Annotated in this window: 16 protein-coding genes; 1 reads left to right on the top strand and 15 read right to left on the bottom strand. The window is 41.3% G+C overall.

Annotation, left to right across the window (positions count from 1 at the left end; genetic code table 11):
* Nucleotides 1-15 precede the first annotated feature (15 nt).
* Nucleotides 16-147, top strand: coding sequence for a YpzI family protein (locus BTW01_RS08690; RefSeq protein WP_162102596.1), 132 nt, complete (start codon nucleotides 16-18; stop codon nucleotides 145-147).
* Between the two features lie 42 nt (nucleotides 148-189).
* Here the strand turns inward: BTW01_RS08690 and fni are convergent, their stop codons facing one another.
* The 15 genes from fni to BTW01_RS08615 all read right to left on the bottom strand — a co-directional run bounded on the left by fni (nucleotide 190) and on the right by BTW01_RS08615 (nucleotide 13274).
* Nucleotides 190-1239 (bottom strand): type 2 isopentenyl-diphosphate Delta-isomerase, encoded by a 1050-nt coding sequence (gene fni, locus BTW01_RS08685; RefSeq protein ID WP_162102595.1) that lies wholly within the window; start codon nucleotides 1237-1239, stop codon nucleotides 190-192.
* A gap of 12 nt (nucleotides 1240-1251) precedes the next feature.
* Complete coding sequence (rpsA, locus tag BTW01_RS08680) at nucleotides 1252-2400, bottom strand: 30S ribosomal protein S1 (protein WP_162102594.1); 1149 nt, start codon at nucleotides 2398-2400, stop codon at nucleotides 1252-1254.
* Nucleotides 2401-2634: 234 nt separating this feature from the next.
* The gene (gene cmk, locus BTW01_RS08675; RefSeq protein WP_162102593.1) at nucleotides 2635-3309 is read right to left on the bottom strand and encodes a (d)CMP kinase; all 675 of its coding nucleotides are present in this window, start codon (nucleotides 3307-3309) and stop codon (nucleotides 2635-2637) included.
* A gap of 77 nt (nucleotides 3310-3386) precedes the next feature.
* Nucleotides 3387-3566 carry a YpfB family protein gene (locus BTW01_RS08670; protein WP_162102592.1) on the bottom strand — a complete coding sequence of 60 codons (180 nt, stop codon included), beginning with the start codon at nucleotides 3564-3566 and terminating at the stop codon, nucleotides 3387-3389.
* A gap of 162 nt (nucleotides 3567-3728) precedes the next feature.
* Nucleotides 3729-3887, bottom strand: coding sequence for a hypothetical protein (locus BTW01_RS08665; protein WP_162102591.1), 159 nt, complete (start codon nucleotides 3885-3887; stop codon nucleotides 3729-3731).
* Between the two features lie 258 nt (nucleotides 3888-4145).
* A complete protein-coding gene (ypeB, locus tag BTW01_RS08660) occupies nucleotides 4146-5498 on the bottom strand; it encodes a germination protein YpeB (RefSeq protein WP_162102590.1) in 1353 nt (450 codons plus the stop codon).
* A gap of 35 nt (nucleotides 5499-5533) precedes the next feature.
* A complete protein-coding gene (gene sleB / locus BTW01_RS08655) occupies nucleotides 5534-6454 on the bottom strand; it encodes a spore cortex-lytic enzyme (protein WP_162102589.1) in 921 nt (306 codons plus the stop codon).
* 147 nt (nucleotides 6455-6601) lie between these two features.
* Entirely contained in the window at nucleotides 6602-7258 is a 657-nt protein-coding gene (prsW, locus tag BTW01_RS08650; RefSeq protein WP_162102588.1) for a glutamic-type intramembrane protease PrsW, read from the bottom strand.
* A gap of 118 nt (nucleotides 7259-7376) precedes the next feature.
* The gene (locus BTW01_RS08645; protein WP_162102587.1) at nucleotides 7377-8351 is read right to left on the bottom strand and encodes a YpdA family putative bacillithiol disulfide reductase; all 975 of its coding nucleotides are present in this window, start codon (nucleotides 8349-8351) and stop codon (nucleotides 7377-7379) included.
* A 110-nt stretch (nucleotides 8352-8461) separates the two neighbouring features.
* Entirely contained in the window at nucleotides 8462-9736 is a 1275-nt protein-coding gene (gene gudB, locus BTW01_RS08640) for an NAD-specific glutamate dehydrogenase (protein WP_162102586.1), read from the bottom strand.
* A gap of 157 nt (nucleotides 9737-9893) precedes the next feature.
* Nucleotides 9894-10478: a genetic competence negative regulator gene (locus BTW01_RS08635; protein ID WP_162102585.1), complete on the bottom strand. Its 585-nt coding sequence runs from the start codon at nucleotides 10476-10478 to the stop codon at nucleotides 9894-9896.
* 157 nt (nucleotides 10479-10635) lie between these two features.
* Nucleotides 10636-11415 carry a metallophosphoesterase gene (locus tag BTW01_RS08630; RefSeq protein ID WP_162102584.1) on the bottom strand — a complete coding sequence of 260 codons (780 nt, stop codon included), beginning with the start codon at nucleotides 11413-11415 and terminating at the stop codon, nucleotides 10636-10638.
* An 83-nt stretch (nucleotides 11416-11498) separates the two neighbouring features.
* Nucleotides 11499-11942 (bottom strand): YpbF family protein, encoded by a 444-nt coding sequence (locus BTW01_RS08625; RefSeq protein ID WP_162102583.1) that lies wholly within the window; start codon nucleotides 11940-11942, stop codon nucleotides 11499-11501.
* Between the two features lie 62 nt (nucleotides 11943-12004).
* Nucleotides 12005-12721: a LysM peptidoglycan-binding domain-containing protein gene (locus tag BTW01_RS08620; RefSeq protein ID WP_162102582.1), complete on the bottom strand. Its 717-nt coding sequence runs from the start codon at nucleotides 12719-12721 to the stop codon at nucleotides 12005-12007.
* The gene (locus BTW01_RS08615; RefSeq protein ID WP_202923594.1) at nucleotides 12675-13274 is read right to left on the bottom strand and encodes a CPBP family intramembrane glutamic endopeptidase; all 600 of its coding nucleotides are present in this window, start codon (nucleotides 13272-13274) and stop codon (nucleotides 12675-12677) included. The genes BTW01_RS08620 and BTW01_RS08615 overlap by 47 nt, the downstream gene beginning before the upstream one ends.
* Between the last annotated feature and the right edge of the window lie 16 nt (nucleotides 13275-13290).

Here is a 13290-nt window from a genome sequence, read left to right as displayed (position 1 = left end):
ATAAGGAGTATGATCATGGGAAAAGACAGACAAGAGAAAAAACTGAAAGCTTCAGGAAGAGTCGAATCAGATCGCGACCATTCCATTCACTATGACGGAGCCACAGCTCTTGAGCAAAACGGCAGATTTAAAAAGCGAAAATCATAACACAAAAAGCCCAAAACTCATTAGGTTTTGGGCCTTTCTCATTTATCTCACACTGTAGCAGGATGTATTGATCCCTCTCTCTGTAAGCCAGTGATGGGTTTCACCTTTGATTACCAATGGCGCCTTTTGCAAATCAGCAATCGTTCTGACGCCCAGTACAGTCATAATCATCTTTAATTCCTCAAGGATCAGCTGAATCTCCTCAAGCAGCCCTTCCTCACCGCAGTCAGTCAGCGTTTTCAAAAAGTGCCCTGCCATTCCGGTGCAAGAGGCTCCAAGCGCAATAGCCTTCGCCACATCAAGCGCATCCTGAAGGCCGCCGGAGGCAATCATTGTGTTTTCGGGAAAAACGGAGCGGATTTCCGCTAAACTTGCCGCTGTTGAAATGCCCCATGAATTAAAAAAAGTAATTTGCCGCTGTCTTCGGAGATTTTCAATTTTCGAAAAATTTGTACCTCCGTAGCCGCCAATATCAACAGCTGCAGCACCAGCTTCATACAGCTTTCCTGCCGATTCTTTGCTCATCCCAAAGCCGACTTCTTTCACGATGACTGGCACCCTGACCTGACTGCAAATTTGCTCAATTCGGTCCAAAGCGCCGCTAAAGCTTCTGTCTCCTTCAGGCATTACAATTTCTTGAATGACATTCAAGTGAATCTGCAGGGCATCCGCTTCGATCATTTCAACTGCTTCCTTCGCCTGACCAGCTGTTACCTCACTTCCCAAATTGGCAAAAATGAGTCCGTTTGGGTTTTCCTTTCGAACGATTTCATAAGAAGCACGCTCTGAAGGATCTCTTAATGCTGACATTTGCGATCCAACAGCAAGCGGTATTCCAGTTTGACGTGCAGTTCGTGCAAGAGATTGATTTATTTCATATGTAAGTTGTCCGCCGCCGCCAGTCATTGCATTGATAAAAATCGGCGAACTGCTTGAAAGTTCGCCGATTTTTGTGGAAATATCAACTTGTTCTAATGCAAGATCGGGCAGACTGACATGAACAAACGCAATATCATTAAGACCTGTTTCCCGCTTTTGGCCGGTGGACAGGGCATGGTTGATGTGTTGTCTTTTCCGTTCTGCTCGAGTCACATTTATCACCAATTATTTTAGTTTATTCAGCTTATCTCCGATCAGATCTCCAAGCTGGAAGCCAGTGCTTGTTTCTTCCTTCGCTTGATATTGACGGTAATCCTCTTGATCAGCTTTAGGCGATTCTTCTAGTTCACGCATGCTTAATGAAATGCGCTCCTCATTTTCATTCACATCAAGAACCTTCACTTTTACAGTCTGTCCTTCTTCAAGGACTTCATGCGGTGTGCCGATGTGTTTATTGGAAATTTGAGAAATATGAACAAGACCTTCAACGCCCGGAAGGATTTCAACAAAGGCACCGAAGCTGACAAGGCGCTGTACAGTTCCTTCAAGCACATCACCAGGTTTCACTTTCTCGCCGATTTGGCTCCATGGTCCCGGAAGAGTATCTTTAATGGATAAAGAAATACGTTCATTATCACGGTCTACCGATAATACTTTCACTTTTACTTCTTGTCCCTCTTCAACAACATCGGACGGCTTCTCTACATGGGAGTGGGAAAGCTGTGAGATGTGTACAAGTCCGTCGATACCGCCGATATCAACAAATGCGCCAAAATCAGTCAGGCGCTGTACTTTACCATCAAGCACACTTCCAACTTCAAGAGACTGAAGAAGATCTTGCTTTTTATTTGCTTGCTCACTTTCAACAACAGCACGGTGTGAAAGGATCACACGGTTTTTGTCACGGTCAAGCTCTACAACGAGCAGAGACAATGTTTTTCCTTTATAGTCAGTGAAATCTTCAACGAAATGCGCTTCAACCAGCGATGCCGGAATAAACCCGCGAACACCGATATCAACGACAAGACCGCCTTTCACGACATCTTTCACTTCCGCTTCAAACACTTCTTTTGTTTCGAATTTTTTCACAAGGTCTTCCCAAGCGCGGTCTGCATCAACAGCACGTTTAGATAAAATCAAAGCATCGTCTTCCACTTTTGTTACTTTCAGGTCAAGCTCGTCGTCTACTTTTACAACATCCGATGCTTTCTCTACATGAAGACTTGATAATTCACTGATTGGAATAATGCCGGACTGTTTAACATTGATCATTTCAACATCCACATGTTTGTCCTCTACCTTTGTCACAATCCCTTTCACTACATCTCCAACCTCTGGCACTTGAACATCAATTTGATTCATTTCCTCTGTCATTTGAATAACCTCCTTGGTCCAAACCTACACAGCTTAATTAAAACGGTTTAAAAGCTGAACCTATAAACATGTCCGCTTTTTAGCCGAATATGTATTAAAGAATCACCCAAAAAGTTTTTTGAATGATCAATAAAAAGTTTTATTAGTATTAACTTCTAATAAAAGGACAGGTTTGTCAAGCGATAACATTCTTTCTTCGTTGAAAAATTTCAAAAAAAGTTGCATTCCCCATAATCAGCGGGACTTTTGTTCTACTGCCTCAAGGATCTTATCAGCCACTTCTTGAATGGAAAGGGACGTCGTGTCAATTTCAAGAGCATCTTCTGCTTTTCGCAGCGGAGATACTTCGCGCTCTGAATCAAGCTTGTCCCTTCTTGCAATTTCCTCGATTAATGTTTCATAGTTAACATTGTAGCCTTTTTTCACATTTTCTTCATAACGGCGCTTCGCTCTCTCTTCTACAGATGCGAGCAGAAAAATCTTCACCTCTGCATTTGGAAGCACATGAGTCCCGATATCACGTCCATCCATGACGACGCCGCCTTTTTCGCCAAGCAGCTGCTGGCGCTTTACCATTTCTTCTCTGACGCTTCTATGCTTCGCCGCTATTGAAACTTGATTACTTACTGCATCTGTTCTGATCGCCTCAGTTACATCGGTGCCATTAACGAGTACTTTTTGTCCCTCTTTTGTTGTAATCAGTTCAATATCCGTCTGTTTTAACAGCTCGGCTATTTTTTCTTCATTGGTCAGATCAGCGTTTTCCTGTAAAGCTGTGTACGTTATCGCCCGATACATCGCCCCTGTATCAATATATATGTAAGATTTTTTCTCAGCCACAATTTTGGCAACAGTGCTTTTCCCCGCAGCTGCCGGGCCGTCAATTGCAATCGATAATTTCTTTTCCATAATTCCTCTCCTTGCTCTTTTCTCCTCTATGGATTGTATCACGAACTTTAGGAAAAAGGGTGAAAAATTGATGAATATTAATGTTTGAAAGTTTCTATCTTATTGTTGTTCTCCTCCATTTTATCCACCCCTTCATATTGAATCACTTTTGATACATAAGGCTCAATATGCTCATAGTGAAAAAGAATCTGTACACCAAATAAAATAATGACCTGAATGAACAATAATTTAATCAGTAGCCGTTCAAATGTTTTCATCGGAGCACCTCCATTACATATAGTATGGAAGAGTCTGCAAATGTTTATTCCATCCTTGCCTTTCCTCTCTTATTTAATCGGCGCAGGACGCAATATTAGAGCGGGAACCGGTGTCACTGACTGCGACTCCTTTGTCTTTTGCGTTTCCTTGATTTCAGATCGTCAAGCGATTCGACTGACAACGGCTTCTGTTTCTATTTGATAGATGTTCTCTTCTTCAGAAAGACTTGAAGTAACATGATAGAGGAGTGTGCGAAACCCTTCTATATTTGCAGGCTGAATTTGCACGCCCAGTTTTTGCATGCGCTGGATTTGTTTCATTTCACAGGGCGCACTTTAAGACAAATCATTTGAAGTTTTTCCTTCTCTTTAGCTTTTATGCTGCTTACAAAACGATAAGAAGCCTTCTTGCCGTTACTTCCATATCGTTATGTAACATCACCGTTCGCCCTTAACAACTTTTACTCATTTTCTGTATTCTAAAAATAGATTTTCTACAATCTCTATTATCGAATACATTCTTTTTTATGAGAACATGCAATGAAAAAAGGAAAAGACATTTAGTCCTTTCCCCTTTTTTTATAGGTCTTTGTATATAGGTTCTGCATTTTTAAGTTTTTCAACCTTTTCTTCAGATCCGTCTTGAGCATTTATAAACATTCTGAATGTGTCATTTTCAATTGTTCCAAGCATTTCATAGCATAGCACTTCTTGGCCAAGTTCATTTGTAATTAAAGCGAGCCTTGTTTCTCTCACTTGTACATTTTTATTTAATTTAGATTTTGCTTCTGCTTCCGTTATAGCAGGCTTAGGTATATTTCTTGTTCTATGGGCGGTCAGGAAGTCTCTTGCTGAAAATCCGACAACCTCGCCGTCATCCAAGGCTACTTTCATACGAATGGCTTCTGGGTACATCCGGACTTTATTTTCAATAGGAACATATGAAAAGACACCAACTTTATCGTATTGAGCACTTTCATCAATTTCCAAGTCATCTGTTTCATATCCATTTTTCTTTAAAAAGGCGAGTGCACGGTTCGATCCGTCATTCAAACTGATTTTCTGTTGTTTCACTTCTCTGTTTTGAATCAAATAAACTGGATGCCCGCCCTTTTTCGTAATGTCCATATAAATCGCCGCATTATGGTCTGGATCTTTCATGCTGATGCTATACACGTCGCGATTTGTTTTTTTTCCGCTCTTGACTACTTTAATGGAATAATTGTCATCCGGTGCAAAACGCTCAGCAATTTGTTTTGCTTCCTGTACGGAAATCTGTCTTCCCTTCAGATGGCCGAAGCCTTTCTCTTCTTTTTTTGTGCTGGTGAAGCTTGGCCCAAGATCTGTTCCTGTAGAGAATGCACCCACATTTTTTTCGACAGCTTTAAAACTGTTGATAATCGTATTATCACTTTGTTTTTTATCAGATGCCAGCGCCATCTCTACGTCCATCCAGCGAAGATTTTTGCTCATGACAAGGTGCTGGACATGCCGAAGTTCATTTTGTATATCTTCGGACTGCTGATATAGCTTATTTAGAGATGTATACTCATTTTTATCAAGCGGCTTTTGATCCAAATCTCTGACAGATGTTTTATAACTGAAATCCCCGATCTTTGATAACAGCTCTTCCGTTTTATTAAACGGCATTAATGTAAGCGGCAGCTGACTGACGCTGTTATGGGCTTCAGATGTAATTCTCCACACGTCTATCAATGCAGGTGATAGTGATTTTTTGCTGTTCATAGCAAGTGTTGTTCCGATTTTGTCATGAAGCTGATCCACCTGATAGGTAAGTTCATGAAAAGCCCGCTGATAGTTATTTTCAGCATGAAGAAGAACTGCGTCTTTTTCCTGGTGTTCTTTATATCCCCAGTAGCTTGTACCGACAATTGCAATCCCGAGCACAGCGATTAAAATTCCTCTGATCATTTATCACACCTCTTTTTATGCTTTCTCATGTCCTGTTACTCACAGAAAATGTGTTTACCGATTCTTTTAATCTGCGGACGCCCCCAAATCCATGCACTGGTCGCTGTATCCGGGTTAAAGTAATACAGCGCTTCTTCAGTCGGATCCCAGCCATTAATGGCATCCAGCACTGCTTTTTTTGCTGTTTCATTCGGCTGCATATAAATTTGTCCGTCAGCGACCGCTGTAAAGGCGAGCGGTTCGAAAATGATGCCTGCTACTGAATTAGGAAATAGCGGACTGTTCAAACGGTTCAAAATAACTGCTGCGATGGCAACCTGCCCTTCATACGGTTCTCCTCGGGCTTCCCCATAGACTGTCTGGGAAAGCAGCTGAATATCATTGTTGGAAAATCCGCCAGGCATGTTAGCAGCGACCGCGTCCTGTTTTTTTGCCTTTGCAGGTGTATTGTTTTGCTTGTTTTGCTGTTGATTCGCTTTAGGCTGCTGTGTTATTTTTTCCGCAGGCTGTTTCTGCCTCGCTTCTGCTTGCTGCCTTGCTTTTTGTGTTGCTGTTTTTGACGGTTTCGTCTGGTTTTTCAGCGGAATTTTCCCGTAATGCGTGAAGGTATTTCCTTTTTGAAGCTGCTGCGTAACATATTCACGATAGTATTTAGATGTAGATGTTAAGGTTTGCTTTGTTTTAGCTCCTACAAGGCCGTCGATCTCTTTTAACCCGAATTGATCTTGAAAGTTACGAACTGCCCAGTACGTTCCCCATCCATAAACCCCATCTATTTTTCCATTATAGTAACCGTTATACTGAAGACGCGCCTGAAGTTCGATCACATCGTCCCCCGTTGCCCCTCTTTGAATGACCTGATTCGAAAAGGCAGAGACGGACTCAGTATTGATAAACATCATTAATGTAAAGGAAAAAAGAATGAGACATGCCATAATCGATCCTTTGGACTTCATCTTTTCAAGCCTCCTACAGCAAAATTTTAAGTGTAATCGTATTTTCTGTCACAAGGTTATTTTTATACACTCTTTCCTTGTTATCCCTCCGAACTTAAAATCTCTTTCATCAATGGTAAACAAAAAAGCCGCACAGTTTCTGTGCGGCTATACTTGCATCATATTGACGGTACGGGCTTTTTTTGCTTTTCGCAAACCAAACCACCACAAAAATAACATAAATGGAAATATATAATAAATCCAATTGCTCAGTGCTGTCAGGATAAAATCATAGGATCCATGTAAAAGGGATGGGACGGCTAAAGAAAGAATCAGCCACTTCACTCGTGCCTTATCAGCGGAAAAACGGGCTTTCCCAAGATAAAATCCCATAATCACACCTATTAAAGCATGACATGAAACAGGCAGAAGCGCCCTCACAAAGGCATGCTCTACACCGTGGCCAATTAAATAAAGTATATTTTCGAGTGTTGCAAATCCGAGCGATACACTCGCCCCGTACACAATCCCGTCATAATGCTCATCAAAGTGGGCATGCGGGTAGACACTGACCATCAGTATAAACCATTTCAGTGACTCCTCCAAAAACCCGGAAGATAAAAAAGAAACGAAAAAGCTTCCGCTCCCCACATTTTCTTTTTCAAGCACATACTGGATAAACATTATGGGAAATACAAGAACAACCCCTAGAAAAAACGACCGAAGCACCATATGTACAGGTTCATTATCATACTGATCTTTTAAATAAAAATAACTTAACAGCGCGATGCCGGGAGCAATTCCTGCAGAGATGATTGCAAACATCAGGCAACCTCTTTCCTTTATATTCCTAAGTCTATCCTACCATGTTATGTATGATTTTACATCTGTCTGAACCCAAAAAACAAAAAGAACATATGAATTCATCATATGCTCTCTTTCTTTAATGATGTTCTCTTTTAGCGATTTCTGCTGCGATATGTCCTCCGTGAAATCTGCCGTTTTCGATAAATATTTCATTCGCATCGTTCCCAGCAGCAATGACTCCGGCAATAAAAATGCCTTTAACATTCGTTTCCATCGTTTCTTCATCGAAAAACGGGCGGCCGGTTTCTCGATCAATTTCAACTCCTATTTTTGCAAGAAATTGATGGTCGGGATGATAGCCCGTCATAGCAAATACAAAATCATTTTTAATGGCGGTGACTTCGTTCTCACCTGTTCGGAAAACAACTTCATCTTCTGTGATTTCTTCGACACAAGCTCCAAATTCCATACGGATTGTACCGTTTCTGACGAGTGATTCAAATTCAGGCAGAATCCACGGCTTAATGCTTTGAGAATATTCCTTGCCCCTGTATAAAACAGTGACACGCGCTCCTGATTTTACGAGTTCAAGAGCAGCGTCTACACTTGAATTTTTCCCGCCGATGACGACAACATCTTTATCAAAGTATGGGTGGCCTTCTTTAAAATAATGGAATACTTTTGGCAATTCCTCACCGGGTATGTTCATATAGTTAGGCTGATCATAGTAACCTGTGGCAATAATGCAATATGGCGTCGAGTAAGTTTCTTTTGACGTCTCGATTACGAATGTATCGTTTTCCGCTTTCGTCACTTTCCGCACCATTTCAAACGCATTTACACGGATGTCTTTTCGTTTGACAACTTCCCGGTAATACGACAAAGCCTGAATTCTTACAGGTTTTCTGTTTTCCGTAATAAACGCTACATCCCCAATTTCAAGCTTTTCACTTGAGCTGAAAAAGGTTTGATGTGTCGGATAATTGTAAATACTGTTAACGACATTTCCTTTTTCGATAACGAGGGCATCAATGCCAATTTGTTTTAGGTGAATGGCAGCAGATAATCCGCAAGGTCCTCCGCCTATAATTATTGCTTTTTCTTGAATCATTTCCGTCAACTCCTGCGATTGGCATTTCACTTCATATTTTTCTATATCCGAATAAAAAAAATCTCCTACTATATCATAGGAGATTTTTTATTTTTATGCAAACCATCTACTTATATCCAGCCTCTAAAACGCGAAGCTTCGGCCATTTTGCGAACGCCGACCATATAAGCAGCGAGCCGCATGTCAATTCTGCGGTTTTTGGCCATTTCATATATATTGTTAAATGATTTAACCATCATTTTTTCCAATTTTTCTTCTACCTCTTCTTCACTCCAGTAGAAGCCTTGATTATTCTGAACCCATTCAAAATAAGAAACTGTTACGCCCCCGGCGCTCGCCAGCACGTCTGGCACAAGCAAAATGTCCCGGTCTGAAAGGATTTTGGTCCCTTCAAGCGTTGTTGGCCCATTTGCCGCTTCCACGACAATCTTAGCCTGTATGTTATGTGCATTTTCTTCTGTAATTTGATTTTCAATCGCAGCAGGAACGAGGATATCACAATCCAGCTCCAGCAACTCTTGGTTTGTAATGGTATCGTTAAACAGCTTTGTTACGGTGCCGAAACTGTCACGGCGGTCGAGTAAGTAATCGATATCAAGACCATCAGGATCATAAAGTCCGCCATATGCATCTGAGATGCCGACAACCTTCGCTCCTGCATCATGCATAAATTTCGCCAAATAGCTCCCCGCGTTTCCGAAGCCTTGGACAACGACACGCGCACCTTTAATATCGATGCCTTTTTTCTTAGCCGCTTCTTTAATACAGATGGTTACACCTTTTGCTGTCGCAGATTCTCTTCCATGAGATCCGCCAAGTACAAGCGGTTTTCCTGTAATAAAGCCAGGTGAATTAAATTCATCAATTCTTGAATACTCATCCATCATCCAAGCCATGATTTGTGAATTTGTAAATACATCCGGGGCCGGCACATCTTTTGTCGGGCCGACAATTTGGCTGATCGCTCTGACATATCCTCTGCTCAGACGCTCCAGCTCTCTAAACGACATATCCCTTGGATCACAAACAATTCCGCCTTTACCACCGCCATATGGAAGATCAATTATGCCGCATTTTAAACTCATCCAAATAGAAAGCGCCTTCACCTCTTTTTCTGTTACGTTAGGGTGAAAACGTATCCCGCCTTTCGTCGGACCGACAGAGTCATTGTGCTGGGCACGATAACCGGTAAAAATCTTTACTGAACCGTCGTCCATGCGAACGGGTATTTTTACCGTTAATAACCTCATCGGCTCCTTTAACAATTCATACACTTCTTCTGGATATCCCAATTTTTCCAGAGCCTTATGTATGACGGTTTGGGTTGATTTTAATACATCAAGTTTGTCCTCTTCTGTATGACCGGTGTATCGATCGGCTGCCATTTGAGTTAACCTCCTAGAATCTTCTGTTTCTCACATGCTCCCTTTCAGAGAATAGTATACACCTTCATATCATCTATGCATAGAATAAACGTTATGTTTTCCCATGTTTTTCAACGAAAAAAAACCGCTGTGAAATCAGCAGTTTTCCGTTATATTCTTATGAAAAATGGGTCTGTATTGTCTCAACGGCATTACCGTCCATAATGAGCTTACCATACTCGTGCAAACGATAAATCGTTAACGTTGTCGGATTTCCGTATTCAGCGAGAACCGCTACAACTCCCTCAGCCGTATGTGACCCCAGGTCTTCAAGGCTGAAAAAGTACTGTCCGTCATAGTGGTAGACATTTCCCCCTGTGATACCGATTCGCTGTAAGCTTTCTGAAAGCTGAATGATATCTTCAAAGGAATGGAATTGATAAATGATGTCCGCACTTTCATCAAGCTTGACTTGCATTTCGATGTAATCATCATCATACTCATCGTTTTCTGAATCAGCGTCTTGATTCTTTGTTACGATCACAACCATCCCTTGTGCTTGGAGAGAATACACTTCCACTGCAATCGGTCCATTCGCTTCAAAGCCGAGCTCTGTATTCGCTTCATTCATCATATCTTTAAATAACTGGTGGACTTTAAACGAGTCCTTCCAGAGGTCTTCTTTTGTCAATCCTCGGTCTGTCAAATCATCGAGGGTCAAAAAGATTTTGATCTTATTATAATTCAGACGCTCAAGCCGCATAACGTTCCCTCCTGCCTCTACTTGCACACAAATCATATAACACATTATATGAGATGATGAGTCATAGGTTCTTAATTGTTATCAGTTTACACTGAGTTCACTAGTAAGACAAGCACAATGCAGTTTTATCGCCATATGGATTTTTCCTTTTGAGACGTTATTCTGGCGCACAAATCGTCACAATATGTGTTTCCGGCTCAGCACCTAAACGGAGGGGCACTTTTGTGGTCCCGTATCCGTTGCTGATGAGATACGCTGCATTTTTTACAACACCTGTTTTTCCAAGTTCATAAGGGCCGAACTTCCAAAACCTAATCTGACCGCCGTGGGTATGCCCGCTGAATATCGCATCAATGCCGTCGGTTTCATTGACTTGCTCATGAATTTCCGGGTTATGGCAAACCAAAATATTCAGCTGGCTTTTGTCGAGTTCTTTAATGGCTTCTTCATAATGATCCATTTCCATTCTGATATCATCAACTCCAGCAATCGCAACTGTATGACCATTGTAAGAAAAAGGAGCTGACTCATTCCTCAGAGCAATGACGCCATGTGTTTTGAATATGGAATACAGCTTATGCTGTTTGACTTCATAATCATTATTTCCCCATACAAACACGACGGGAATCCCTAAATCCGCGAGCCTTTTGATGTTCTCCCCGATTCTTCTGCTGGAAACCCCGCCTTCGGCTAAATCACCGCCGATGATCACAAGATGAGGGGCATGGCTACGCACTTTTTCTAAAAGGTCCAGATTTATGAGTCGTTTGTGAATGTCCGAGATAAAAAAGATAATAAGGGGCGGCTTGCCCTTCATTTTTGTTAAAGGAAACTTATGTGTTTTCAAATGGTTGCCTTTTGCTGTTGAATACATCTTTGCCGTCATTGCCGCTGCTGCAGCAGTTAACACACCGGCAATTTTCACTGATAGCTTCATAAAAACGCTCCATTCTTTTAGAACTTATCAATAAGACGGACAATAAAAAAAGACGTTTCTATCGTTTGAGAAAACGCCCGATTTTATTTACTTTCAAAATATAGATTAATATCATATTTGTGCTTCATCATTTGAAAAACAGATTCTCTCGCCCGCCATTTGTCCGGCTGCGGCCAAAGATCAGTGCTTTTTTGAATAATTTCACATCTCAGCTTATGAAAATCAACCTCAGCTTTTTCTTCCTTTTTTTTAAAATAATGAGACGTGCAGTATGCAAAAGCGGTTGCCATCATCCAAAACAAATAAAAGGTATGGCTAAGCATTTCTTGAAGAATGTGCTGAGGCGCCGGGCTTTTGATTATGACCATAAGACATAATAAGCCTAAGCAAATGAGTGAAGCCCATCGCCATCTGCGGCATTGCGACGTATAGTTTTCAAATTTTTGTTTTCGTTTCACGAGTGCTTGGAGCATTTGTTTGGTCGGCGCGTCTGTAAACTGGTCTATCTGATTCCATAGGGATCCCATACGCTTCACACCTTGTCCATTTTCATTGCTACAATATATGAGCGTAAAATAAAAAAAATGCCCTATTCCTCCATTAAAGGGATGTCCAAAACTTGTCCGGTGTAAACCTCATTTCCACTCAGATGATTATACGCGCGAATTTTTTCTTCTCCCGTCCGGCTTTTATAATACTTCATAGAAATGCGGTACAGCGTTTCTTTCTTTTGCACAGTGTGCTTGACAACTCGTTTCGGCTCAGGATGAGCTTGTTTTGCCGGCGGCTGCACATCTTCTTGCTGGGAAGAGGAAGCAGCAGCTGCTGCTTCCTCTTTATTTGCTGAGTCTTCTTTTTCCGCTGCAGCATACTGTTTCTTATCAGGTGTTGGTTTCGCAGGTTTTTTTGCCTTTGTGTCCTCAGCCTGTTTTTTTGACTCTTTCTGCAGTGCGGTCTCTTTCATTTCTTTGGATTCATTGGTGTCTTTTTTGTCCTTTTGTTTCGGAACAATCTCATATTCACTTTGGCTTCTGTCGATAAACACATCTTCATGATCATCCGGGTGGTCTTTCAGATAAAATAAACTGATTAAAACGATAACCGGCACAAATACAAATAATACAGCGAGTATAGTGAATAATGGCGTTTTTGTTTTACCTTGCTTTTTTTTCTGTTCTCTTTGATTTTTAACAGTTTGCCTTGTCGGAAGGCTTTCTTCATCCTCATCGAAATAATCGTCCGCCAACGCGTGATCTTCATCAAGATTCTGTTTTTTTCTTCTCTCTACTCTCGACATGTTCGTCATGTTTATCCCTCCTCACATGTTCTAAACGAATCTGACAGGCAAACACGGCATCGATAATAAAGTGCGCCGTCACCGGAACAAATAAGTTACCGGTCCATTTATACATCAGACCGAGCAAAAAGCTGATTGCTGTCACCATGATAAATAACAGCCATTTTGACAAATATCGAAAGTGCAGAGCGGCAAACACAAGGCTGGCCGCCCAAAGACCGATATGAGTCTGCAGCACTCCTCTGAATAACATTTCTTCCGCGAAAGCAATCAGAAGCGTTAAAAATATAATATGAGGGATTGACCTCTTACTGAATATTTTTTTATTGATTCCGCCGTCATCATATAAATGAGGCGGACACCATTTCATCACTGCCATATCAGCTAAAATCACAATAACCGAAAGAGAAACACCATGCCATATGATTCTCATATCGCGAATATCCCAGAGTTTTAGTACGTCTCTTACGTCATTGAAAAAGAATAATCCAGCTAAAACTGCGGCAATCATAAGGAAAAGCTGTGTCAAATATAACTGCTTGAGCATATCTCGATCAGACATATGCTGAATGAAATCC

Origin of the sequence: Bacillus sp. SKDU12, from assembly GCF_010093085.1 — a bacterium.
Lineage (GTDB): Bacteria > Bacillota > Bacilli > Bacillales > Bacillaceae > Bacillus > Bacillus mexicanus.
Note: the sequence above shows the minus strand (reverse complement) of the source record. Positions and strands in the feature narration are given on the sequence as shown.

Bases quoted from the DNA above. Each gene is read 5' to 3' on its own strand.
- BTW01_RS08690 (WP_162102596.1), top strand. From the start codon at position 16: ATGGGAAAAGACAGACAAGAGAAAAAACTGAAAGCTTCAGGAAGAGTC.
- rpsA (WP_162102594.1), bottom strand. From the start codon at position 2,400: ATGACAGAGGAAATGAATCAAATTGATGTTCAAGTGCCAGAGGTTGGA.
- cmk (WP_162102593.1), bottom strand. From the start codon at position 3,309: ATGGAAAAGAAATTATCGATTGCAATTGACGGCCCGGCAGCTGCGGGG.
- BTW01_RS08670 (WP_162102592.1), bottom strand. From the start codon at position 3,566: ATGAAAACATTTGAACGGCTACTGATTAAATTATTGTTCATTCAGGTC.
- BTW01_RS08665 (WP_162102591.1), bottom strand. From the start codon at position 3,887: ATGAAACAAATCCAGCGCATGCAAAAACTGGGCGTGCAAATTCAGCCT.
- ypeB (WP_162102590.1), bottom strand. From the start codon at position 5,498: ATGATCAGAGGAATTTTAATCGCTGTGCTCGGGATTGCAATTGTCGGT.
- sleB (WP_162102589.1), bottom strand. From the start codon at position 6,454: ATGAAGTCCAAAGGATCGATTATGGCATGTCTCATTCTTTTTTCCTTT.
- prsW (WP_162102588.1), bottom strand. From the start codon at position 7,258: ATGTTTGCAATCATCTCTGCAGGAATTGCTCCCGGCATCGCGCTGTTA.
- BTW01_RS08645 (WP_162102587.1), bottom strand. From the start codon at position 8,351: ATGATTCAAGAAAAAGCAATAATTATAGGCGGAGGACCTTGCGGATTA.
- gudB (WP_162102586.1), bottom strand. From the start codon at position 9,736: ATGGCAGCCGATCGATACACCGGTCATACAGAAGAGGACAAACTTGAT.
- BTW01_RS08635 (WP_162102585.1), bottom strand. From the start codon at position 10,478: ATGCGGCTTGAGCGTCTGAATTATAATAAGATCAAAATCTTTTTGACC.
- BTW01_RS08630 (WP_162102584.1), bottom strand. From the start codon at position 11,415: ATGAAGCTATCAGTGAAAATTGCCGGTGTGTTAACTGCTGCAGCAGCG.
- BTW01_RS08625 (WP_162102583.1), bottom strand. From the start codon at position 11,942: ATGGGATCCCTATGGAATCAGATAGACCAGTTTACAGACGCGCCGACC.
- BTW01_RS08620 (WP_162102582.1), bottom strand. From the start codon at position 12,721: ATGACGAACATGTCGAGAGTAGAGAGAAGAAAAAAACAGAATCTTGAT.
- BTW01_RS08615 (WP_202923594.1), bottom strand. From the start codon at position 13,274: ATGTCTGATCGAGATATGCTCAAGCAGTTATATTTGACACAGCTTTTC.